At 61.4% G+C, this 22,515-nt stretch carries 18 protein-coding genes and 1 pseudogene; 6 read left to right on the top strand and 13 right to left on the bottom strand.

The window, feature by feature from the left end:
• Positions 1–44 precede the first annotated feature (44 nt).
• The 4 genes from GVN17_RS04795 (at position 45) to GVN17_RS04780 (ending at position 4,657) form a co-directional block, all read left to right on the top strand.
• Positions 45–1,538: a YifB family Mg chelatase-like AAA ATPase gene (locus GVN17_RS04795; protein ID WP_166594081.1), complete on the top strand. Its 1,494-nt coding sequence runs from the start codon at positions 45–47 to the stop codon at positions 1,536–1,538.
• Positions 1,539–1,637: 99 nt separating this feature from the next.
• Complete coding sequence (locus GVN17_RS04790; RefSeq protein ID WP_166594080.1) at positions 1,638–2,561, top strand: glyoxylate/hydroxypyruvate reductase A; 924 nt, start codon at positions 1,638–1,640, stop codon at positions 2,559–2,561.
• A 159-nt stretch (positions 2,562–2,720) separates the two neighbouring features.
• Positions 2,721–4,013: a 4-aminobutyrate--2-oxoglutarate transaminase gene (gene gabT / locus GVN17_RS04785; protein ID WP_166594079.1), complete on the top strand. Its 1,293-nt coding sequence runs from the start codon at positions 2,721–2,723 to the stop codon at positions 4,011–4,013.
• Between the two features lie 146 nt (positions 4,014–4,159).
• Complete coding sequence (locus GVN17_RS04780) at positions 4,160–4,657, top strand: Lrp/AsnC family transcriptional regulator (protein WP_166594078.1); 498 nt, start codon at positions 4,160–4,162, stop codon at positions 4,655–4,657.
• A 259-nt stretch (positions 4,658–4,916) separates the two neighbouring features.
• Here the strand turns inward: GVN17_RS04780 and GVN17_RS04775 are convergent, their stop codons facing one another.
• The 10 genes from GVN17_RS04775 to GVN17_RS04730 form a co-directional block, all read right to left on the bottom strand.
• Positions 4,917–6,377, bottom strand: a complete 1,461-nt coding sequence (locus tag GVN17_RS04775; protein WP_166594077.1) for an NAD-dependent succinate-semialdehyde dehydrogenase — start codon at positions 6,375–6,377, stop codon at positions 4,917–4,919.
• A 156-nt stretch (positions 6,378–6,533) separates the two neighbouring features.
• Complete coding sequence (gene proX / locus GVN17_RS04770; protein ID WP_166594076.1) at positions 6,534–7,565, bottom strand: glycine betaine/L-proline ABC transporter substrate-binding protein ProX; 1,032 nt, start codon at positions 7,563–7,565, stop codon at positions 6,534–6,536.
• Positions 7,566–7,736: 171 nt separating this feature from the next.
• A complete protein-coding gene (locus GVN17_RS04765; RefSeq protein ID WP_166594075.1) occupies positions 7,737–8,636 on the bottom strand; it encodes a proline/glycine betaine ABC transporter permease in 900 nt (299 codons plus the stop codon).
• A complete protein-coding gene (locus tag GVN17_RS04760) occupies positions 8,629–9,834 on the bottom strand; it encodes a glycine betaine/L-proline ABC transporter ATP-binding protein (protein ID WP_371928478.1) in 1,206 nt (401 codons plus the stop codon). The genes GVN17_RS04765 and GVN17_RS04760 overlap by 8 nt, the downstream gene beginning before the upstream one ends.
• 183 nt (positions 9,835–10,017) lie before the next feature.
• The gene (locus GVN17_RS04755) at positions 10,018–10,332 is read right to left on the bottom strand and encodes an NIPSNAP family protein (RefSeq protein WP_166594074.1); all 315 of its coding nucleotides are present in this window, start codon (positions 10,330–10,332) and stop codon (positions 10,018–10,020) included.
• Positions 10,329–11,159, bottom strand: coding sequence for an alpha/beta fold hydrolase (locus GVN17_RS04750; RefSeq protein WP_218576089.1), 831 nt, complete (start codon positions 11,157–11,159; stop codon positions 10,329–10,331). The genes GVN17_RS04755 and GVN17_RS04750 overlap by 4 nt, the downstream gene beginning before the upstream one ends.
• On the bottom strand, positions 11,156–12,226 hold the full coding sequence (locus GVN17_RS04745) for an LLM class flavin-dependent oxidoreductase (protein ID WP_166594073.1): 1,071 nt from the start codon (positions 12,224–12,226) through the stop codon (positions 11,156–11,158). The genes GVN17_RS04750 and GVN17_RS04745 overlap by 4 nt, the downstream gene beginning before the upstream one ends.
• Positions 12,227–12,259: 33 nt before the next feature.
• Entirely contained in the window at positions 12,260–13,771 is a 1,512-nt protein-coding gene (locus GVN17_RS04740) for an aldehyde dehydrogenase (protein ID WP_166594072.1), read from the bottom strand.
• A 14-nt stretch (positions 13,772–13,785) separates the two neighbouring features.
• Positions 13,786–14,778, bottom strand: a complete 993-nt coding sequence (locus tag GVN17_RS04735; RefSeq protein WP_166594071.1) for a flavin reductase family protein — start codon at positions 14,776–14,778, stop codon at positions 13,786–13,788.
• A gap of 223 nt (positions 14,779–15,001) precedes the next feature.
• Entirely contained in the window at positions 15,002–15,592 is a 591-nt protein-coding gene (locus GVN17_RS04730) for an amino acid synthesis family protein (protein WP_166594070.1), read from the bottom strand.
• Positions 15,593–15,799: 207 nt separating this feature from the next.
• Between GVN17_RS04730 and GVN17_RS04725 the strand changes: the two genes are divergently transcribed.
• Positions 15,800–17,584 (top strand): helix-turn-helix domain-containing protein, encoded by a 1,785-nt coding sequence (locus GVN17_RS04725; protein ID WP_166594069.1) that lies wholly within the window; start codon positions 15,800–15,802, stop codon positions 17,582–17,584.
• Between the two features lie 5 nt (positions 17,585–17,589).
• Here GVN17_RS04725 and GVN17_RS29875 read toward each other — a convergent pair whose 3' ends face one another.
• The 3 genes and pseudogenes from GVN17_RS29875 to GVN17_RS04715 all read right to left on the bottom strand — a co-directional run bounded on the left by GVN17_RS29875 (position 17,590) and on the right by GVN17_RS04715 (position 20,910).
• Positions 17,590–18,312 carry a methyl-accepting chemotaxis protein gene (locus GVN17_RS29875; protein WP_371928483.1) on the bottom strand — a complete coding sequence of 241 codons (723 nt, stop codon included), beginning with the start codon at positions 18,310–18,312 and terminating at the stop codon, positions 17,590–17,592.
• A 132-nt stretch (positions 18,313–18,444) separates the two neighbouring features.
• Positions 18,445–19,566, bottom strand: a pseudogene (locus GVN17_RS29870) (Cache 3/Cache 2 fusion domain-containing protein); the annotation flags it as partial.
• 423 nt (positions 19,567–19,989) lie between these two features.
• Entirely contained in the window at positions 19,990–20,910 is a 921-nt protein-coding gene (locus tag GVN17_RS04715) for a LysR substrate-binding domain-containing protein (protein WP_166594067.1), read from the bottom strand.
• A 165-nt stretch (positions 20,911–21,075) separates the two neighbouring features.
• On the opposite strand from GVN17_RS04715, the gene GVN17_RS04710 reads away from it, so the two are divergent.
• Positions 21,076–22,458 carry a NorM family multidrug efflux MATE transporter gene (locus GVN17_RS04710; RefSeq protein WP_166594066.1) on the top strand — a complete coding sequence of 461 codons (1,383 nt, stop codon included), beginning with the start codon at positions 21,076–21,078 and terminating at the stop codon, positions 22,456–22,458.
• Positions 22,459–22,515 lie beyond the last annotated feature (57 nt).

Raw genomic sequence — 22,515 nt, 5'->3', positions numbered from 1 at the left:
CTTCAGCACGCCGCAGGAAGCGGTGCTGCCTTCAAGGATCAGTCATGTCCCTCGCCATCGTTCTCAGCCGCGCTCAAGTCGGGGTCGAAGCCCCTGCGGTGACCGTCGAAACTCATCTCGCCAACGGCCTGCCGGCGTTGACGCTGGTGGGGTTGCCGGAGGGGGCGGTGAGGGAAAGTAAGGATCGGGTACGTTCGGCGATTCTGAATTGTCGACTGGACTTTCCGGCGCGGCGGATCACGTTGAATCTGGCGCCCGCCGATCTTCCCAAGGATGGCGGGCGTTTCGATCTGGCGATTGCATTGGGCTTGCTGGCGGCAAGTGGGCAGCTACCCACGCTGGCCCTCGATGGCGTGGAATGTCTGGGCGAGCTGGCGCTGTCGGGCGCGATACGTCCGGTGCAGGGTGTGTTGCCTGCGGCGTTGGCGGCGCGGGAGGCGGGGCATACGCTGATCGTCCCGGCGGTGAACGCTGAAGAGGCGTGTCTGGCGTCGGGTTTGAAGGTAATTGCGGTCAGTCATCTGTTGGAATTGGTGTCTCACCTCAACGGCCATACCCCGATTGCGCCGTATAAATCCAACGGCCTGATTCTGCAAACCCAGCCTTATCCGGACTTGAGCGAGGTTCAGGGCCAGCCCGCCGCCAAACGTGCGTTGCTGGTCGCCGCTGCCGGGGCGCATAACCTGCTGTTCAGCGGTCCGCCGGGGACGGGCAAAACCCTGCTGGCGAGTCGTCTTCCCGGTCTTTTGCCACCGCTGGACGAGCGTGAGGCGCTGGAGGTCGCGGCGATTCAGTCGGTGGCCAGTCATGCGCCCCTCACCAGTTGGCCCCAGCGGCCGTTTCGACAACCCCATCATTCGGCGTCCGGGCCAGCGCTGGTTGGCGGTGGTAGTCGTCCGCAACCCGGCGAAATCACGTTGGCTCACCACGGCGTGCTGTTTCTCGATGAATTGCCCGAGTTTGATCGGCGCGTGCTGGAGGTGCTGCGTGAGCCGCTGGAGTCCGGCCATATCGTGATTTCCCGCGCCCGGGATCGCGTGCGCTTTCCGGCGCGCTTTCAATTGGTCGCCGCAATGAACCCCTGCCCGTGCGGCTATCACGGCGAGCCGACCGGGCGTTGCCGCTGCTCCACCGATCAGATTCAGCGTTATCGCAACAAGCTGTCCGGGCCGTTGCTGGATCGCATCGACCTGCACCTGACCGTCGCCCGCGAAGCGACGTCGCTGGCCGCCACCGCTCAAACCGGCGAAAGCAGTGCCAGCGCCGCACGGCTGGTCTCCGAAGCTCGCGAGCGCCAGCAAAAGCGCCAAGGCTGCGCCAACGCCTTCCTTGACCTTCCCGCCTTACGCCAACACTGCGCCTTGCTGCCAGAAGACGAAGCCTGGCTCGAAACCGCGTGCGAGCGCTTGAGCCTGTCACTTCGTTCAGCCCATCGACTGCTGAAAGTCGCGCGCACGCTGGCGGATCTAGAGCGGGTCGAGGCGATTTCCAGAAGCCACATTGCGGAGGCGTTGCAGTATCGGCCAGCCGTCAACTGAGGATCGGTCCGCGTAATCTGCCGTTTGATCCTGACCATTCAGGCAAACATTCTGTGCAAACGGGGCACTATGCCGGGACTCACCCTTAAGGAGCGACCGATGGCCCTGCTTTATAAGTCCGACCCCAGCCGTGGCCCGACCTGGAAAGCTCTGTTTGCGGAGCACGCGCCCGATATCGAAGTCCGCCTGTGGCCCGACGTGGGCGACCCGAGCGAGATTCGTTATCTGGCGGCGTGGTTGCCGCCGGAAAACTTGGCGGAATTCAGCAACCTGGAAGTCATTTATGCGCTGTCCGCTGGCGTCGATCAGTTCGATCTGAGCGAACTGCCCGCCCATGTGCCGGTGGTTCGCGTGCTGGACCCTGGCATTGCGCAAGGCATCGTCGAATACGCCAGCCTCGCGGTGCTCAGCCTGCATCGACAGGTGCCGCTGTACCTGCGCCAACAACACCATCATGAATGGACAGCCCATGCGCTGACGCCGCCCAGCGAGCGTCGGATTGGCGTCATGGGCCTGGGCAATCTGGGCACTGCGGTGCTGCAGCACTTGGGTGCCTATGGGTTCAAGCGTTTGGGGTGGGCGCGGTCGGCGCATCACATCGAAGGCGTCGAATGTTATGCGGGCAAAGCGCAACTGACCGCGTTTCTGAGTCAGTGCGACATTCTGCTGTGCCTGCTGCCGTTGACCGACGAGACCCGAGGGATCCTCAATGCCGACCTGTTCGCAGCGTTGCCCTCTGGCGCCAGCGTGATCAATCTGGGGCGCGGCGCTCAACTGGTCGACGCCGATCTGCTGACGGCCTTGAACAGCGGGCACCTCGATCAAGCGGTCATTGACGTGTTGGAGCAGGAGCCACCTTCCGAAGAGCATCCTTTCTGGGATCACCCCAAGATCTGGCTGACGCCCCATATCGGCGCGATGACATTCCCGCAATCGGCCTTCGGCGCGTTGCTGGACAACATCCGACGGCATCAGCGAGGCGAGGCGATGACAGGTGTCATCGAACGGCTCAGAGGGTACTGAATCGCGCCCATCGATCATCCAGTCATTTATGCTGTTTGACGGCATGAAAACGGCCAATTCGATCAGTCGCCCAGTCAACTTCAGCGTCCTCCACGCGGCCGTCTGCTTACCCTCTTAGCAGGTTGGCAGCCATTCCGGCGGCCCGTAAGGGAGAGCGACATGACTTCTGCAAACACGCGAAATGACCAACTTCTGGCCCTGCGCGAGCAGCATGTGGCGCGCGGCGTCGCGACGGCACATCCGGTTGTCGTCGCCCGCGCCCAAGGCACCGAGTTATGGGACGTCGATGGCAAGCGCTATCTTGATTTCGTGGGCGGCATTGGGGTGTTGAATACCGGCCATAACCATCCCCAGGTGGTGGAAGCCGTGCGCAAGCAGGTCGGTGAAGTCTCCCACGCGAGCTTTCAGGTGGTGGCGTATGAGAGCTACATCAACGTCTGTGCCCGGTTGAATAAGCTGGTCGGCGGCGACGAACACTACAAAAGCGTGCTGTTCACGTCCGGCGCGGAGGCGGTGGAGAACGCGATCAAGATTGCGCGGGGCTACACGAATCGCCCTGCCATCATTTCGTTTCGCGGCGGCTTTCATGGCCGCACGTTGCTGGGCGTCACGCTGACGGGGATGAGCCAGCCCTACAAACAGAACTTTGGTCCGTTTCCCGCAGACATTTTCCACACGCCCTACCCTGATGCGTTTCGTGGCATGACCACCGAAAAAGCCTTGCAGGCGCTGGACGAGGTGTTCGCGACTGATGTGGCGCCAGAGCGGGTCGCGGCGATCATCGTCGAGCCGGTACAGGGCGATGGTGGATTTCTCGCGGCACCGGTGGAATTCATGCGAGCGCTCAGAGAACGCTGCACGCGGCATGGCATCGTGCTGATTTGCGATGAGATTCAGGCGGGGTTCGGTCGCACCGGTACGATGTTCGGTTTCCAGCATTCTGGAATTCAGCCTGATTTGGTGACCACGGCGAAAAGCCTGGCGGGCGGTCTGCCGCTGTCCGGCGTGGTCGGACGCGCCGAGATCATGGAAGCACCGACGCCCGGAGGCTTGGGCGGCACCTACGGCGGGAACCCGGTGGCGTGCGCGGCGGCGCTCGCGGTGCTCGATCTGTTCGAACAGGAAGACCTGCTGGCCCAGGGCGAACGCCTCGCGACGCAATTGCGGGCGGGCTTGCTGGACTTGCAAAAAAGCCACTCGCGCATTGGGGAAGTGCGCGGGCGGGGGTTCATGCTGGCGATTGAAATGGTGGCGGCGGATGCGGCGCAAACCCCGGATGCCGTGCTGGCGCAAAACGTCATCGATCACGCGCGCGAAGCCGGGTTGTTGGTGATCAAGTGCGGCGTGCATCGCAACACCGTGCGCTTCCTGGCGCCGCTGACGACCACGCCTGAACAGATCGACGAAGCCCTTCAGGCACTCAAGCAGGCATTACTGAAGGCCGGGGCCTGATCTTCCCGTCGCCGGTCCCGGCAAGGCGATAACGATTGCCGGGGCTGGCAAGCTTCTGTTTGCAGGGCATCCCTTCGACACAGTACAACTACGCCAGCGCCGGGGTTCGCGCGGTGCCATTCACTTTTGGTGTTCGAGGTAGTCAGATGCACGCAGGCATGAAGCTGGACCGGATCGACATCAACATTCTGGTTCATCTGCAAAAGGATGCGCGAATGACCAACATCGCGCTCGCCGAGGCGGTGGGGCTGTCGCCGAGCCCGTGCCTGCAACGGGTCAAACGTCTGGAGGCGGCGGGTTACATCAGCGGTTATGAAGCGCAGGTGGACATTTCGAAGCTGGTGAACACAGTGACGGTGTTCACCGAGATCACCCTCTCGGACCACAAACGCAGTGATTTCGTGAAGTTCGAATCGTGCATCCGCAACATCGACGAGGTGCTGGAATGCCACCTGATCAGCGGCGGTTACGACTACCTCGTGCGCTTCGTCACGGGCAGCATTCAGTACTACCAGGAGTTGATGGAGTCGCTGCTTGACAAGAACATCGGCATCGAGAAGTACTTCAGCTACATCGTGATCAAGTCGCCAGTCATGAGAAATGCATTGCCGTTGCGCAGCCTGCTCAAGCCGCCGAACCTGTAGGAGCGCGCTTGCCCGCGATAGCGGTGTGTCAGTTGCCTCCTCTTTATCAGACGCACCGCTTCGCTGCAGTCGTAACCTCCGGCGTCTCCCACAGGATTTAAAGCGTTCCTGAGGTTTGTGGCCGACGCCAATTGTGCAGGTGTGCCAAGCCGTAGATGTGCATTCAACAGTGACCTGTGGGAGACGCCGGAGGTTACGACGGCAGCGAAGGCGGGATGTCCATCAACGCGCCGGCAACTGACTCACCACCAAAGCGCCCTCACCCCAAACCGCCAATGTGCCAAGCCTTCACTTCAAGAAATTCATCGAGGCCGTATTTGGAGCCTTCCCGTCCAATGCCGGATTGCTTCACCCCGCCAAACGGGGCGACTTCCATGGAAATGATCCCTGTGTTCAACCCGACCATGCCAAATTCCAGCGCTTCGCCGACGCGCCACGAGCGACGCATGTCCTGGGTGAAGTAATACGCCCCAAGACCGAACGGCGTGGCATTGGCCATTTCGATCGCTTCGGCCTCATCGGTAAACCGAAATAACGGCGCAACGGGGCCGAAGGTTTCCTCGTTGGCCATCAGCATGTCGGGGGTCGCTTCCAGCAGGACGGTCGGCTGCACGTACAAACCTTCGCCTTCCGGCATCCCGCCCGCAAGCACCGTGGCGCCTTTTTCCAGCGCATCGCCAATGTGCGACGCCACTTTCGTGACCGCAGCACGGTTGATCAGCGGGCCAATGGTCACGCCCTGCTCCAGCCCGTTGCCAACGATGAGCTTCGCGACTTCGGCCGCCAGCCGCTCAGCAAACCGCTCATAAATGCCGTCTTGCACCAGAATGCGATTGGCGCAGACGCAAGTCTGTCCGGCATTACGAAATTTGCTCTGCATGACCCCGGCAATCGCCAGCTCAAGGTCAGCGTCATTAAAGACGATGAAAGGCGCGTTGCCACCCAATTCCAGGCTCAGGCGTTTGATGCTGCTGGCGCACTGGCTCATCAGCAACTGGCCGACGCGGGTGGAGCCGGTGAACGACAGCTTGCGCACCAGCGGATTGCCGGTCAGCTCCGCACCAATCTCCGTCGGCAGTCCGGTGACGACCTGAATGACGCCCTTGGGAAACCCCGCCCGCTCCGCCAGCACCGCCAACGCTAATGCGGAATACGGCGTCATCTCAGAGGGTTTGACGATGACTGTGCAGCCTGCCGCCAAGGCCGGGGCACATTTGCGGGTGATCATCGCGTTCGGGAAATTCCACGGCGTGATGGCAGCCGTCACACCCACTGGCTGCTTGAGCGTGAGGATGCGGCGATCCGCGGTGGGAGCGGGAATGGTGTCGCCGTAAATGCGCCGGGCCTCTTCAGCAAACCATTTGACGAAACTGGCGCCGTAGGCGATCTCGCCCCGAGCTTCTGCCAGCGGCTTGCCCTGCTCCGCCGTCATGATCTGCGCGAGGTCTTCCTGATTCTCCAGAATCAGCTGGTGCCACCTTTCCAGCAATTTGGCGCGCTCGGCGGGCGTCACGTGGCGCCAGTCTTTCCACGCCTCGTTCGCATGTTCCACGGCACGCCGCGTCTCGTTGACACCCAGCGCGGGGATCAGCCCCAGCTCCTGGCCGGTCGCGGGGTTGGTCACGGGGAGTGTCACGCCGTTGTCCGCCTGAATCCAGTGACCGCCCACGTAGGCATGATCAGCGAACAGGGAGGGGTCTTTGAGTCGCAGTTTGAGCATGACGAGCGCCTTATCCGGGAGGGTGAAAAAAGTCTAAAAAAAACCGCGAACGGCGGATGCCGTATCGCGGTTCGGGACCACAGGACCTGCTGAACTGAGCCAGTCACGCAGCAGACTGTGCTGTCATGTCCGGCCAGTCTCGTCAGCGGGGGCGAATCAACCGGCGTTCTTCGCAGCGGCGACCCAGCCATCGAAAGTGGTCTTGTTTTCGTTCATCCAGTCCTCGGCCATCTTGCGGATCTTGCGGTCGCTGCCGCCGCCGGTGCTGATGGCTTTTTCCCAAGCGGACCACGTCTCGCGGGAGAACGAAATCTGCTCAGCCAGTGCTTTCACAGCCGGGTTGGCGTCGATGAAGGTGTTGTTGGCGACGGCGTTCCAGTTCCAGACCGCCATTGCCATGCGGCATGGGTCGGCATTGCCCGCACAACCAGGAACGCCGGGAATCAATGCGGAACCGGCATTCGGCACGTTCGGCGGCAGCGCGTCGAACGGGGTCGGCAGCCAGACGACGTCTTTGCCCGGCACCAGGGCATTGGTCATCCACGACGGAATCCACGCGTAGAAGAACACCGGCTCGCCGCGTTTTTCCCGGGCGACGACTTCGAACATCAGCGCTTCATATTTGCCACGCACGGAGGTGATGGTGTCTTTGAGGCCGAATTTGTCGAGCTGGTACTCAACCACGTCACCGCAGCTCCAGCCAGGATCGCAGTTGATCAGCTCAGCCTTGCCGTTTTTGCCGAACAGCCCCGCGATTTTCGGGTCCTTCAACTGTTCCAGCGAAGTGATGTTGTATTTGTCGGCGGTCTTCTTGTCGATCAGGTAGCCGTTGTAGCCCCCGCCCTGAATCGAGCCTTTGCCCACCATTTGCGCCTTGTCCTTGACCTTGTCGAAGCCCGGCTGACGCTGGGGGAAGTTCAGGTCCATGGCGATGTCCAGATCGCCTTGGGCGGCAGCCTGGAAGAACAGCGTCGAGTTGACGGTGCTCACTTTGACGTCGTAGCCCAGCTGTTTCAGGGCTTCGGCGGTGATGGTGGTCAACACGTAGTTGCCGCCCATGCTGTCGGATTGCGCCAGACGGACCGTTTTGCCTTTGCCGGGCTCGTCGGCCGCCACGGCAAGGACCGAGGCGCTGACAAGGACTGCGGCGGTCATCGTTGCAAGCAAGCGCTTTAGCATCTGTTTCATGGTTTCCCCTTGGCGTGTCCGTTTCTTCAGTGATGGCAGTTGCTTCTTGCAGCCTAAGCACGGCGATGAAGATCAGGCACTCATTGTTGTTTTAGTTGTTTCACGAATCGGTGCAGTGATCGGTACAACGTTGGGTGAACGGATTTTCGGTGAGTGCGGACCTCGAATGAATCAGGCGTTGACCCGGTTCGGGCTGACCAGCCGTTTGAACAGTGATTGGCGTTTGCCGCGTTTGACCGGCAGCGCGAGTTTCTGCGTGATGCGGTCGAGCATCATGGCCAGCAGCACGATGGCGATACCGCCCACCGCGGCGCGTCCCACGTCCAGTCGACCCAGGCCCTGTAACACCACGAGACCCAAGCCTTCTGCGCCGATCATCGCGACCACGACCGACATCACCATGGCCGTGAGAACCGTCTGATTGAGGCCGCCGAGCATGGTCGGAATAGCCATCGGCAACTGGATTTCCCAGAGCAACTGACGCTTGTCCGCACCGAACGCGAGGCCTGCCTCGACGATTTCCTGATCAACCATGCGAATGCCCAGGTACGTAAAGCGAATCAGCGGTGGCGCAGCCGCGATGACCACCGCCACTTCACCGGACACCGTGCCGACGCCGAAAAGCATCACCACCGGCACCAGGTACACGAAGGTCGGTGTGGTCTGCATGATGTCGAGAATCGGCCGGACGACGCTCCAGACCTTCTCGCTGCGAGCGCAGAGAATGCCCATCGGGATGCCGATGATCATGCACATGACAATCGCCGTGGTGATCAGCGACAGCGTGGTCATGGCTTCGTCCCAGACGCCCAGGGCGGCAATGGCGATCAGCGCCGCCGCACTGAAAAAGGCGATGCCCAGGCTCGCGGCGCGGTACGCCAGCAAAAACATCAGCACCACCATCACCGGGAATGGGACGGCGTGCAGCAGGTAGTCGTTGAACGCCAGCAGGTTTTCGATGGGCCAGCGGATCGCCAGGAAGATGGGCCGGAAGTGGATTCCGAGCCACTGCACGCCATCCGACACCCATTCATCGACGGGGAAAACGGCCAGGTCTTGTGCCTCAAGCATGGTGTGCACCTTCTTGTGTGAGGTTTCGTGGAGAGGCAACGGTGCCGATGCACTCCAGAATGTTTTCCGGCTCCAGCGTGCCGATGAAGGCACCGCTTTCATCGACGACCGCGACCGGTTGATCGGCCTTCATCATCCGCGAGATCTCCACCAGCTTGGTGTTGGCCGAGACCGTGACGAAATTAGTCGACACCAGATTGCTCGCCGGGCTGCCCGCGCGGACCTTGAGCAGCGATTGCGCGTCCAGCACGCCGAGGACTTTGTTGCCCGGGGTCAGCACGAAGGCGTCCTTGCGGAACGCTTGCTGATTACCCACCACACGGCCCAGCGCATCATCCAGGAATGTCGAGGCCGGTTGCATCACCGAGCGCGCGTCGAACAGCCGCGAGCGATCAACTTCACGGGTGAAACCGCAGACGTACTCGCTGCCCGGCTCCATGACGATGGATTGCGGCGTGCCCTCGCGCACCACCTGCCCGTCGGCCATGATCGCGATGCGCGTGCCGAGCTTGAGCGCTTCCTGAAAATCATGGGTGATGAACAGAATGGTCTTCTTCAGGCTGCGCTGCAGGCGCAACAATTCGTCCTGCATTTCGCAGCGGATCAGCGGGTCGAGCGCGCTGAAGGCTTCGTCCATGATCAACACGTCGGCGTCCGTGGTCAGCGCCCGCGCCAGCCCGACCCGCTGGCGCATGCCGCCGGACAGTTCGTGCGGATAGTGATAGGCCCACTTCGACAGCCCGACCACTGACAACACTTCCTCAGCCCGCTGACGGCGCTGGGCGGGCGCAATGCCACGCAGCTTCAGGCCGAACTCGGTGTTCTCGATGATGGATTTGTTAGGTAACAGCGCGAAATGCTGGAAGACCATGGAGATGCGCGTACGGCGCACTTCTCGCAGGTCCTTTTCATTCAGGCCGACGATGTCTTGGCCGTCCAGCAAGATCTTGCCCGCTGTCGGCTCGTTCAAGCGGTTGATGCACCGGGCGAGCGTGGATTTCCCCGAGCCGGACAGCCCCATGATCATGTAGATCGCGCCACTGGAGACCGACAGCGAGACATTGTTCAGGCCGACGACCGTGCTGGTCTCCGCCAGAATCCGGTCCTTGCTCGCCCCTTGCGCCAAGAGCTGCATGGCTCTTTGCGGGGTGGAGGAAAAGACCTTGTACAGGTTCTCAATCTTCAGACGTTCACTCACCCGTGCCTCCATTTTTTCCAAGATGCGGAAATTCAAACCGTAATCTGTTGGCGATGGCAGTTGCTGGCATTCGCGCCGGAGCCGTTAATCTGGCTTCCAGGCGCTGTCTTATCGATCGGTGAGCAAGCACGCATCAGCAAACAGGCTCAGTGGCGCGGTCTCGTGACCACGCTCGTTTTTTGTTCATTGCAGCGGTGAAAAGTCAGTGGGTAACAAGATACGATTTTCCGAGCTCTCGATCAGCGCCGTGAGTCTGGGAATGAATACCTGCCATCGCGGATCCTGCGCCAGCAACTGTCGGCGCCTGACCCGCTCTTCAAAACTGTCGTAGGCCCACATGTGCACCACATGGCTGAGTGGCCCGATTTCGCTGACGAAGTAGCCGATCAGGCGGCCCAGAATCGGCTGCTGAATCGCCAGGCCTTCTTCGCGGACCAACGCCAGGTAGTTGCTCATCTGCCCCGAGCGGATTCGGTAAATGCGCTCTTCAAGAATCATGATTGCGCCTCGGGTTCAGTCGCGGTTTCCAGCAGAAAGCCTTGCATCATTGAGGCCACCAACTCGGGGGCCTCGGTCAGGATCGAATGCCGCAGCCCCGGCAGAATCCGCAACTGCGAACCGGCTATACGCTCGTGCATGAAAGCCGCCATGCGTGGATTGGAACCGGCGTCGTCAGCGCCTGTGGCAATCAACGTCGGGCACTGAATCTGATGAAGCGTGTCGCCAAAATCACTCTCGGCCAGAATTCGATACGCCGCCGCGTAACATTCGGGGTCGTTCTGGGCGTTGCGCTCGCGCAGTTGCGCGACCAGCTGCGGGTTTTTCATCTGAAAATCCTCGGTCAGCCAGCGCGACAGGGAGGCGTCGTAATGCGAGCCCGGTTCGCCAGCTTGCAACGCCGCCAGGCGCGCCATGACCCGTTCACGTTCCTGCGCGTTGCGCCCCGCGACCGTGGACAGCAGCACCAGCCGACGCACGCGCTCGGGGTGGGTCAGGGCCAGCCGCTGGGCAATGAGGCCACCCAGTGAAAAACCCGCCAGATGAAAGCGCGAGAACCCGATGGCGTCGGCCAGTGCCAGCGCCTCATCGACCATCTCATCAATGTCGTAGCGACCCTTGAGCCGGGTGGAATTCCCGTGGCCCCGCAGGTCGAAGGTCAGAATCGTGAAACGCTGCTTGAGCCGTTCCACCACGCCTTCCCACGCCAGCAGACTGGAGCCGACGCCGTGGATGCACACCAGCCGCTCGGCGCCCTCGCCGTCCACGCGGTAATTCAGGCTGACGCGTCCCACTGTCAGCTGCCGATCCTGAGCCACGGCGTTCATTGATTCACGGCCCGCTGGCGAGTGCGTTCACGCTCGGCGAAGAACGGCATGACTTCATCGATGAACAGCCGCAGCGTCTGCTTCTGCAGTTCAAACGGCAGGTTGAAGCTCAGGCCCAGGCAATACTGATCCACCCCGGCGGCCTCATAATCCAGCAGCTTCTCGATCACTTCCTCGGGGGTGCCGAACATCAGGTTGCGGCGGATGTTTTCCGGGTTGTAGTTCTCCTTGCCTTTCACACTTTCGAATGGCACCGCCTCAGGGAAACCGTCGTGAACCGAGCCGATGTTCTGCATCAGGTTCTCGAAAGTGCGACCGAAGTCCATGCTGTGACGCACCGGAATTTCCCAGTCGTCCTGCCGGGCATACACGCAGGTGCGGCGTTGCATCATGAAGCGGGGACGCGGCACTTCCGGGTGATCGGCCACGGCCTTTTCGAACTTGTCGCTCAGCACCTTGATCTCGGCGGCGGGCAGGGAAAGCGGCGTGGAGAGAATGTTCGCACCGATGCTCAAGGCCCAGTCGAAGGTGCCTGGATCACGGGCCGCGACCCAGATCGGCGGGGCTTTCTGCAACGGTTTGGGCACAGCAGCGGTCAGCGGGAAATTCCAGTAATGGCCCTCGTGTGCGTAATCGCCCTGCCAGAGCTTTTGCACGGCAGGCACCAGTTCCTTCATGTAGGCCACGCCTTCCTGCTGGACGACGCCGGGGTTCATGCGGTCGAACTCATACTGATACGAGCCACGGGCGATGCCGAATTCGAGCCGCCCGTTGGTAAGGTGGTCGCACAGCGCCGCTTCGGCCGCGAGACGAATCGGGTTCCAGTAGGCGGCCGCAATCGTCGCGGTGCCCAGCCGAATGCGTTGAGTGTGTTGGCCTAGCCACACGAGCGTCTGAAACGGGTTGGGCGCGATGGTGCATTCGAGCGTGTGGTGCTCGGACGTCCACAGCGTTTCAAAACCGCCTTCATCGGCCATGCGCGCCAGTTCCAGCACGTTGGCGATAACAGTGTGCATGGGCACGTTCGGCGACGCGCGTTCCATGCTGATCGAGACAGCGAATTTCATGCGTATTCCCCCTGGGCAGACGCGTGGAATGAATCAGCGCAGACGGATCACGAACGGATCCTGCATCGCGCCTGAGTAATCGATGACGATGTTTTTGGCGCGGGAGAATTCGCGCATGACGTCAAACCCGCCGCGCCGCCCGTAGCCGCTGTCCTTGAACCCGCCGTTGGCCGACATGTAGGCCGCCGAGCGGTAGGTGTTGATCCAGACGGTCCCGGCGTCGATGCGGCTGGCGAAGCGCATGGCGCGATCAATGTTCTGGGTCCAGACCCCCGAGGCCAGGCCGTAAGCGCTGTCATTGGCCAAGGTGATCATTTCTTCTTCGGAGTTGAACGGCACCACGCCCACCACCGGCCCGAACAGCTCGTCGCGCATGAACGTCATGTCGTTGGTGGCGTTGGCCATGACCGTCGGTTCGAAGTACCAGCCTTGGGACAGGTTCGACGTGTCAGGGCGCTTGCCACCGATGGCCACCCGTGCCCCCTGACTGGAACCGGACGCGATGTAGTGCTGGAGCTTTTGCAATTGGGCTTGCAGGGCCAGCGGGCCGATGTCGGTGTTGTCTTCCATCGGATGGCCAACGGTGATGCGTTGCGTACGGGCGACCAGCGCTTCGACGAACCGGTCGTAAATACTAGCTTCGACGAAGCAGCGCGACCCGGCCACGCAGGTCTGGCCAGCGGCGGCGAACACACCCGAGACGACGCCGTTCACGGCTTTCTCGATGTCCACGTCGGCGAACACCACGTGCGGGGATTTGCCGCCCAGTTCCATCTGGCACGGCGCGAGGTTGTTCGCCGCGTTGCCTGCGATGCGTCGACCAGTATCGGTGCTGCCGGTGAACACGTATTTGTCGATGTCCTTGTGCCGGGTCAGTGCTTCGCCGGTGATCGCACCGCCGCCACTGACCACGTTGACCACGCCTGCCGGGAAACCGGCTTCCATGATCAGCTCCGCCAACGCCAGCGTTGATGCCGTGGCGTGCTCGGAAGGTTTGATGACAACCGTGTTGCCGATGGCCAGGCTGGGCGCCAGGGTGCCGGTCAGCAGCATGAGCGGGGAATTCCAAGGAGTGATCATGCCGATCACGCCCAACGGTTCACGAATGTTGAAATTGAGCTGGTCGAGCTTGTTGACGGGAATGGTGTCGCCTTGCAGCTTGTCCGCCATGCCGGCGAAATAGGTGTAGGCGTCAGGAAGGGCGCGCATCTGGGCACGCATTTCGCGCATCAGCTTGCCGTTGTCTCGGGTTTCGAGCAGGGCGAGTTCCTCGGCGTTTTCCAGCACCAACTCGGCCAGACGACGCACCAGCTTGCCGCGATCCGTCTGGGTCATGCGCCGCCAGGCCGGATTGACGAACGCTCGACGGGCCGCCTGAACGGCGCGATCCACATCATCCGCATCCGCTTCGGCAAACTGGTACCACGCCTGCCCGGTGGTGGGGTCGAAGCTATCGACATAGCGTCCCTTGCTGGGCGCCACGTACTGCCCGTCAATGAATAGGTCCAGGCGATTGCCTTCCAGTGAATTAACCGTCGTTTTCATGAGTCTTCCTGCTGTCACAGTTGTTGTTCGCGGGAGAAGTCGGCCCAGGTCCGGGCGGCGCCGTCGATCATTGCCACGCGGCCGCCGTCGCTCGAACCCATGTAAATGCTGAAACGCTGATCCTTGCGCTCGCGAACGTAGCGGCGCATCACCGAACGCATTTCGTTGCTGGGCATGAGGTCGTAGGGGAGCTGATCGACCGGAAAGAACCGCAGGGACTCGGGCAACGCTTGCGAGGAGCTGGCGGTGTCGAGTTGGGCGCGGAAGATCAGGTAACCAGGGTCGATGTCATCGACGTCGAACACCGAATAGAGAAACGTGGATTCGGGCACCAGCATGAGCGAGCCTTGATCCACGGGCAGCTCGGTTTTGCCGCGGCTGCGGCCCGACACCGGCAGGCTCCACCCGCCCTTGCCATCGGCGCGGAGCAGAATCGAATCGTCGGCTTCGATCAGGTAGCCGCTGATCATGCCGTGGGACTCCAGCCATTTCGACGGCAGCGGCTCCTTGAGGCTGGCGTAGCTGCCACGGCAGAAACACAGAGGTGATTTCGGGCTGGTGCCAAATGCACGCACCTGGCCGATCAGGACAATGTGATCACCGGCGTCGACGCGCTGATCCACCGAGCAATCGAACCAGGTCAGACTGTCCATCAGGATCGGCGCGCCGGTGTGCACGACGTCATGATTGACGGTTTTGAATTTGTCCGGCGATTTGGAGGCAAAGGTGGCCGAAACATCCGTTTGACCTTCGTGCAGCAGATTGACCGCAAAGCAGTCGCCGCTCGCAAAGGCGTTGTAGCTCAGGGCTGATTTGCCGACACAGACCAGCAACAGCGGCGGATCGAGTGAGACCGAGGTGAACGAGTTGGCCGTCATTCCGCGTGGCTGGCCGTCGGCATCGTGCGTGGTGATTACCGTCACCCCGGTGGCGAAAGTGCCGAACGCTTGGCGAAGTGCACCCGGATCGATTGCTGCATCGTTGGCGCTGATCATCGTGCTCGACATTGACTCTGTCCTTTTTGTTGCTCGGGTTTGATGCAAGGCTAGTCCTGCCATTGCTCGCGTTCTTCCATCGAAAAAGAGCAATGTCGGGATTTTTTTTGCTGCCCTTCCGAGTATTCAGAGCACACCTGTTGCAGCGAATCTTCGACGCAAAAAAAAGCAGCCCGATTCGTGACCGGGCTGCTTTGAAGAGGCGATAAGTCGGTGGGCGCGGGGCCCACGGGTGTCAGCGCTGTTGCTTCTCGGCTTCCATTTCAGCCATGTCCTGAAATCGGTCCGCGATGCGGGGATGCGGACGCGAACCATCGGCGGCGCCAATGGCGATCAGCACTTCATCCGGGCCGGGGGCATCGGCAATCTGGAAGTTGGCGGTGAGAAAGTGGGAACGCTTGCCGGTGGTGCTTTTGTGCACCATCGGCAGGGCAATCAGCGCGCCCGGCCCGTTGCGCACGTTGGTGAAGCTCAGGTAGGCCGTGCCATCGACCGCTTCGCGGAACATGTTGCCAAACCGCAGGGTGTGAATCAGGCCGGACGCGTGTTCGATCTCGCCATTGACGCCGACACACGCGGCCTTGCCGTAGGCTTCCACCTTGTCCGGCGGCATCAGCGCTACCAGACGTCGCGTCAGCTCCTGCCCAAGCGTTGGGGCCAGGCGCAGGATCTCAGGGCGCAAATCTTCGACGAATCCGCGGCCTGCCCACGGGTTTTTCAAAACCGCCGCGACGACGACCATGGTGATGGGGCGATCGGCCTCCTTGCCGCCTTCGATAAACGTTTCCTCAATGAACGTGGAATATTTTCTTACGCCTGTATCCATGATGATCGTCACTCTCTCGTTAAATGAATCGTGCGCTGCGTGGACAGCGCGGTGGAGGGCATGGACATCAGGTTAGGGAGCGTAATGGGGTGCGTCTTCCAGCGTTTCGACGGATAAAAAGCGAGAACATTACTCTGGAATGATGCAAGTATTGGCGTCATCGGCCACGGTAGTTTTAAACCCCACCGGCCAGGCAAGGTGACGAACGTGAATAGAACGATGCAGTTGCTGTCATTGCGTGATGTCGCCAGCCAAATCAACTCCGGTGGCGATCTGGACTCGACCTTGCGCCAATTGGTGCGGGTCAGCTGCCAGCACACCGACTGGACGCTGGGGTCGATCATGTCCATCGACATTAGCCAGGGCTACGCGTACGTCGTCGCCCGTCACGACCCGACGCTGTTGCAGCGCCCGCTCAGCGACCGCTGGGAATTAGCGTCGAGCCCCGCCGTGATCGCCCTGCAACGCAACGAGCCGATCTACATCCGCGACGTCCGCGAAAGCGAGTACTCGGGCTATCGCATGGAATCCTACGAGCGCGATTACCGCACGGTGCTGGTCATGCCGATGAGCTGCCGGGATTTCGAAGGGCGCCCCATGGTGTTGAGCGTGGTGTCGCGCCACATCAAAGAAGTCGGCGATGAGGACCTGGCCTTCCTCGGAATGATCATTCATCTGGGCGCCATTGCCGTTGAGCGCGAGCACCAGTTGGAAGCGCAACGCCTGGCCGCCGAACGCTTGCAGCAAGCGTTACGCGTGCACACTACGCTGCTCGAACACGTGTTGGCGGAAGGCTCGGTTTCATCGCTATCGCTCATGGTCGGCAGCCTGTTGCCCAGCCCGTTGGTGGCAGTGGATTTCGCGGCGAATCAGGTCATCGCGGGACGCTCGCCGGACACACTGATGTTCGACGACGCCAGCTGGCAGAACGCCGTGGCAGGGGTGCTCAGTTCGCAGATTTCGAAAACCTGTCGCGACACCTTGAACAGCTCAGTGCGCACCCCAGTCAATCTGTTCCTCGACGACGGCACGCGGCATTTCACCTTCAAGGCGCAGATCGAGCCATTGACGGTCGATCACGAACTGGTGGGCGCGCTGGTGCTGTTTGCCGTTGCGCCGTCGCTGAGCGAGCTGGACCAACTGATGCTGGAAAGCGCCAAGTTCGCCCTGAGCGTGCAGATGATGCGCAGCGTCATTCGCTTCCGCTTCGAAACCCGCACCCAGACCGAGCTGTTTTTCGAGGTCATCGAGCGCCGCTGGCGGGACGCCAACGACGTGCTGCAACGGGCACAGCGGCTGGATATTCATCTCAACGCGCCGCAACAGATGATCGTCGTGGACTTTTCCGACGGGGCAAAAAAGCACGCAAACGCGCCCAGCCACTTCCATCACAACGCATCGCGCATCCTGCAACGCGCCGGGATGGACGCAACGGTGATCGCCATCGATAAGGGGCTGGTGTGTCTGGTGCCTTTCGAAGGGGAAAAAGGCGCCGAGAAAATCACCAAGGTCATGCGCCGCATCACTGACGACCTGATGCATTACCTGTCCGTCGAACCCATCGTGCTGGCCAGCGGTTGCTGCACGACGCTGAACGATTACCCCGTGGCGTGGGAGCGTTGCCGCCGGATGATCGACATTGCCCGCTCGTTCGGACGAACCGGGCCGCTCTCAGGCCAGGACTTCGGGCCGATGCCGATGCTGATCGCTGCTGTCGGCGGCGAGGACATTCGCGCCTACGTCGCCGACAGCGTGGGGGCCATGATCGCCCACGACAAACAGCACGGCACGCCGTACCTCGAAACCCTCTCGACCTACCTGCAAGTCTGTTGCCGCAGCCAGGCCTGCGCGGATGCGATGGGGGTGCATGTCACCACGCTGCGTTATCGGCTGACGCGCATTCAAGAGTTGTTCGACATCGACGTCGAAACGCCGGAACGACGTTTCGCCATCGAACTCGCTATCCGCCTGCAAAACGTCATGGGCAGCTAGTTTTTTTATCTAAAGCGATCCACTTCCTTGCGCAGATCCGCCGCCAGTGCGTTCAACTCCTGCGCGGTCACCGCCAGGTTCGAGACCACTTCGCGCTGCTCGCTGTTGGCCAGTGCGATGCTCTGCAAATTGGCACTGAGTAGCGTCGCGGTGTTGCTCTGCTCTTGGGTCGCGGTGGTGATCGACGCGAATTGTTCACCCGCTGAGCGGCTTTGCTCGTCGATATGGGCCAGTGCAGCCGCCACTTTGGCGTTACGCGACAGGCCTTCCTGCATCAGCGTGTTGCCCTGCTCCATGGTACTGATGGCGTTGCCGGTTTCCTGCTGGATGCTGGCGATCATGCCGGAGATTTCATCGGTGGCCTGACGGGTGCGCGAAGCGAGGTTACGGACTTCGTCGGCGACCACAGCGAACCCGCGCCCCTGCTCCCCGGCCCGAGCAGCCTCAATGGCGGCGTTGAGGGCGAGCAGGTTGGTCTGTTCCGCGATGGACGTGATGACGCTGACGATGCCGCCGATTTCCTGCGAACGCTGACCAAGGGTGTCGATCACGGCGGCGGTGCTGCCGAGCGAACCGGCGATCTGTTCAAGGGAGGCCGACGCTTCTTCCATCGACGCGCGACCGATGCGGGTTTGCTGGGCGTTACCCTGGGCCAGACGCTCGGTGTTGCCCATGTTGTCAGCGATGGTCAGGGCCGTGGCGCTGAACTCTTCGACAGCCCCCGCCATGCTGGTGATCTCACCGGATTGCTGCTCCATGCCTTCATACGCGCCGCCCGACAGGCCGGACAAGGCCTGCGCTCGACCGCTGACTTCCTGGGCCGCGATACGAATGTGCGAGACCATGGTTTCCAGCGCCTGGCCCATCTGGTTGAAGCTGCTGGCCAACTGGCCGATCTCGTCGTGGCGCGTAACATTCAGGCGCGCGCTCAGGTCGCCTGCGCCGAGGGCTTCGGCCTGATTCACAAGGTCCGACAGCGGCTGCAATTTGCTGCGCAACAGCCAGATCGCCGAGCCGACTGCGATCAGCATCGCCAACAGGCTGCCAATCGCGAGCTGAGTGCCGACGCTCCACGTCACCGCGCTGATTTCCGCTTTGGGCATCGTCGCCAGCACCACCCATGGCCCGCCGGTGAACGGTTCGGCGACGGTGTAGAACTCGTCGCCCGCGTCTTGCCAGAAACCGCCCTTGTTCGGCGCTTTGACGAATTCGGCCAAGGTCTTGCTCGCCTGATCCAGATCCTTCACGCCCGCTGGCGGCACCAGCCATTTGTTCTGTTCGTCGAGCAGCGCCAACGAACCCGTCGAGCCGATGCGGAAGCTTTTGAGGTTGTCGAACTGCGCCTTTTGCGCGTCCGTGTAATCGAAACCCACAAACAGCACGGCGATGACCTTGCCGCCCGCGTCCCGCACCGGACTGTATTGAGTCATGTACAGCCGGTCGAACAACAGCGCCCGGCCCACATACCCCTGCCCGGCCAACAGTTTTTCGTACGCCGGGTGTTTATGGTCCAGCGCCGTGCCGATGGCGCGAGAGCCGTCCTGCTTGTTCAACGAGGTGCTGACGCGGATGAAATCGTCGCCATTGCGTACGAAGACCGTCGCGACGCCTGCGGTCATTTTCTTGAAGTCGTCGACTTCGGCGAAATCATTGTTCAGCGGGTTGCCATTGAGCAGAAGTGCGGGCGTTTGTACCCCGGCAACGGTGATTTGCTGCTCGGGCTGCAACGTCAGGCCGCCACTGAAGCGCTTCTCGAACAGCCCGCTCAAGCGTTGAGTGCTGTCGCGCAAGGTGCTGTGGAAGGTATTGAGCTGGTCGGCCAACAATCGCGCTTCACTGCCCATGTGCTCTTCGCGGATAACGAGGTTCGCGGAATCTAGCGAACGCAGGGCGAACAGGGTACTGCCGCTGATGACGACCGCCAGGATGACGGCCAGGGCGATGCCGAGTTGCGAGGCAATGCGGGCACGGGGCTGGGGCATGAAAACTCCTTGCCGAACGACCGGATCGTCCTGACCTCAGGCAAACCGTTCGGGCTGATTTCTAATAGAGGGTATCGATGGGCCGATTGATTGCTATCGGCTCTGCAATAACACCTTCGGCTGACACCGAAAATACTTGAGTCCTACACGGGGTCTTAGGACGGAAGGCAACGGGCAGCCGCCTCTGGCCGCAGGCCGTGGGAGCTGGCTTGCCTGCGATCTGCTGCAAAGCAGTAGCAATACCTGAAGACTCAATATGCCTGACACACCTCAGACCTCGGCTTTACTGCCGCTACGGTCGGGCGCGACCCCGGGCCAATCGTAGGCAAGCCAACTCCCACGGCCTTCGGCCAGAACCAAAAGCCAGACCGCATCGCCCCCGGCACTCCTAAGGCCTGCGGCCAAAAGCAAAACCGGCAACAGCTACTCCAATATCGTCACATCCGGCAATTCCATCGCCTGCACCTCGCCCTGCAGGAAGTCGCTGAGTCTGCGCAACCGCTCTCCGCCGGGGCGGGTCTTGGGCCAGACGAGGTAGTAGTTCTCGCCGCTGACCACCGCCGTACGCCACGGAAGACTGAGCCGGCCTTGCAGTACGTCTTCGGCCACCATCAGCAGGTCGCCCATCGACACCCCATATCCCCGCGCCGCCGCGATCATCCCCAATTCCAGCGTGTCGAACACCTGCCCGCCCTTGAGCGACACCTGATCCGACAAACCCATGCGCTCAAGCCAGCTGCGCCAATCCCGTCGATCCGGCGTGGGGTGCAGCAATTCAGCGCTGGCCAGCCGTGCAACGTCCCACGGAGCGTCATCAAGCAGGCTGGGCGATCCCACCGGAATTAACAGTTCCGGAAACAGATAAGTCGCCTCCCAGTCCGGCGGAAAATGCCCACGACTCAGCAACACCGCGCAGTCAAAAGGCTCCTGAGCAAAGTCAACGTTATCAATGTCCATCCACGCGCTCGTCAGTTGCACCTCATTGCCCACCTGCAAATGACGAAACCGGCTGAGCCGCGCCAGCAACCAGCGCATGGTCAGCGTCGAGGGTGCTTTCATGCGCAAAATCCCTTCTTCGGCCATCAACGCACTGCACGCCCGCTCCAGCGCCGAGAACCCTTCACGAACCCCCGGCAACAGCTCCCGAGCCGCTTCAGTCAGTTGCAGATTGCGCCCGTTGCGACGAAACAATCGGCAGGCAAAGTGCTGCTCAAGGGTGTGAATGTGCCGACTGACCGCGCTTTGCGTGATGGACAACTCCTCGGCAGCGCGGGTGAACGAGCTGTGCCGCGCGGCAGCTTCAAATGCACGCAGCGCATACAAAGGCGGAAGACTACGAGGCATCGGGCGCATTCCTCTTGGCGTGATGGCGATCTCGGCACTGTACTGTAAAAATCCCAGGATGAGTTTTACTCATGCGAAGGATCATATTTATCCCTTTGTGCATTACCCCCCGAATCACGACAATGGACTGCTCATCAATGCCTCACCCTCCCGAGCGCCACGCACATGCAACAGAACGCCTTCAAAGAACTGTGGATCATCCTGCGCGTGGCCGGGCCGCTGATTGCGTCGCAGATGGCGCACATGCTGATGGTCTTCACCGACACCGTGATGATGGGCAAGCTCGGCCCGGAATCCTTGGCGGGCGGGGGCCTGGGGGCGGCGAGCTATAACTTCGTTTCGTTTTTCTGCGTGGGCGTGATGGCCGCGGTGGGCACGCTGGTGTCGATCCGCAGAGGCGCCAATGATGATCTCGGTGCGACCCGGCTGACGCAAGCGGGTCTCTGGCTCGCGTGGGGCATGGCACTGGTCGCTGCGCTCATCCTCTGGAACCTGACGCCGATTCTGCTGCACTTCGGTCAAGCCGAAGCCAACGTCCACATGGCCAGCCAGTTCTTGCTCACCTTGCCGCTGGCGCTGCCGGGTTTGCTGAGCTTCATGGCACTTCGCGGGTTCACCAGCGCACTGGGCCACGCCACGCCGGTGATGGTGGTGAGTCTGGTTGGAGTCGCGGCCAACTTCGGTCTCAACTACGCCTTCATTCATGGCCTGTTCGGTTTGCCGCACTGGGGCCTGATGGGGATCGGGCTGGTCACGGCCATCGTCACCAACAGCATGGCGCTGGCACTCTGGCTGCACATTCGTTACCACAAGGTGTACGCCGCGTACCCTTTACACGTAGGGCTGATGAGCCTGTCGCGTGCCAGCCTCAAAGAGTTGTGGCGGCTGGGCTTGCCGATTGGCGGCACTTACGCGGTGGAAGTCGGCCTGTTCACCTTCGCGGCGTTCTGCATGGGTGCGATGGGCAGCACGCAGATGGCGGCGCACCAGATCGCGCTGCAGTCGGTGTCGATGGCATTCATGATTCCCGTCGGCATTTCCTACGCGGTGACCATGCGCATCGGCCTGCATTACGGTGGCGGCAACCTGCTGATGGCGCGCATGGCGGGTCGTGTGGGCATCGCCTTCGGCGGCCTGCTCATGCTGGCGTTCGGGATTCTGTTCTGGGTGGCGCCGCATCTAGTGATCGGGCTGTTCGTGGACCTGAACGACCCGAAATATCAGGACGTCGTCGAACTGGCCGTGAAGCTATTGGCGATTGCCGCGTGGTTCGAGATTCTCGACGGCACGCAGACCATCGCGATGGGCGCCATTCGGGGCTTCAAGGATGCCAAGACCACCTTCCTCATTGGCCTGGCGAGCTATTGGGTCGTCGGCGCGCCGCTGGCGTGGGGGCTGGGTTTCTTGGCCAGCCAAGGCGCTGAAGGTGTGTGGTGGGGCTTGGCGGTCGGATTGCTGTGTTCGGCAGTCGCACTGACCTACGCCTTCGAACACAAGGTCGCCAAGCTGCTGCGTAAAGAAGCGACGGGCGTTGTGGTGATGGGCTGACACACACCCCTGCTTCTGTAGGAGTGAGCTTGCTCGCGATGGCGACGTGTCTGTCAC

Source organism: Pseudomonas sp. SLFW (assembly GCF_009905615.1).
Classification (GTDB): domain Bacteria; phylum Pseudomonadota; class Gammaproteobacteria; order Pseudomonadales; family Pseudomonadaceae; genus Aquipseudomonas; species Aquipseudomonas bambusae.
The sequence above is the reverse complement of the archived record's forward strand: the minus strand, read 5'-3'. Positions and strand labels throughout refer to the sequence as shown.

Excerpts from the sequence above, each read along its gene's own strand:
- GVN17_RS04795 (WP_166594081.1), top strand. The coding sequence starts at position 45 with ATGTCCCTCGCCATCGTTCTCAGCCGCGCTCAAGTCGGGGTCGAAGCC.
- GVN17_RS04790 (WP_166594080.1), top strand. The coding sequence starts at position 1,638 with ATGGCCCTGCTTTATAAGTCCGACCCCAGCCGTGGCCCGACCTGGAAA.
- gabT (WP_166594079.1), top strand. The coding sequence starts at position 2,721 with ATGACTTCTGCAAACACGCGAAATGACCAACTTCTGGCCCTGCGCGAG.
- GVN17_RS04780 (WP_166594078.1), top strand. The coding sequence starts at position 4,160 with ATGCACGCAGGCATGAAGCTGGACCGGATCGACATCAACATTCTGGTT.
- GVN17_RS04775 (WP_166594077.1), bottom strand. The coding sequence starts at position 6,377 with ATGCTCAAACTGCGACTCAAAGACCCCTCCCTGTTCGCTGATCATGCC.
- proX (WP_166594076.1), bottom strand. The coding sequence starts at position 7,565 with ATGAAACAGATGCTAAAGCGCTTGCTTGCAACGATGACCGCCGCAGTC.
- GVN17_RS04765 (WP_166594075.1), bottom strand. The coding sequence starts at position 8,636 with ATGCTTGAGGCACAAGACCTGGCCGTTTTCCCCGTCGATGAATGGGTG.
- GVN17_RS04755 (WP_166594074.1), bottom strand. The coding sequence starts at position 10,332 with ATGATTCTTGAAGAGCGCATTTACCGAATCCGCTCGGGGCAGATGAGC.
- GVN17_RS04750 (WP_218576089.1), bottom strand. The coding sequence starts at position 11,159 with ATGAACGCCGTGGCTCAGGATCGGCAGCTGACAGTGGGACGCGTCAGC.
- GVN17_RS04745 (WP_166594073.1), bottom strand. The coding sequence starts at position 12,226 with ATGAAATTCGCTGTCTCGATCAGCATGGAACGCGCGTCGCCGAACGTG.
- GVN17_RS04740 (WP_166594072.1), bottom strand. The coding sequence starts at position 13,771 with ATGAAAACGACGGTTAATTCACTGGAAGGCAATCGCCTGGACCTATTC.
- GVN17_RS04735 (WP_166594071.1), bottom strand. The coding sequence starts at position 14,778 with ATGTCGAGCACGATGATCAGCGCCAACGATGCAGCAATCGATCCGGGT.
- GVN17_RS04730 (WP_166594070.1), bottom strand. The coding sequence starts at position 15,592 with ATGGATACAGGCGTAAGAAAATATTCCACGTTCATTGAGGAAACGTTT.
- GVN17_RS29875 (WP_371928483.1), bottom strand. The coding sequence starts at position 18,312 with ATGGCGGGGGCTGTCGAAGAGTTCAGCGCCACGGCCCTGACCATCGCT.
- GVN17_RS04715 (WP_166594067.1), bottom strand. The coding sequence starts at position 20,910 with ATGCCTCGTAGTCTTCCGCCTTTGTATGCGCTGCGTGCATTTGAAGCT.
- GVN17_RS04710 (WP_166594066.1), top strand. The coding sequence starts at position 21,076 with ATGCAACAGAACGCCTTCAAAGAACTGTGGATCATCCTGCGCGTGGCC.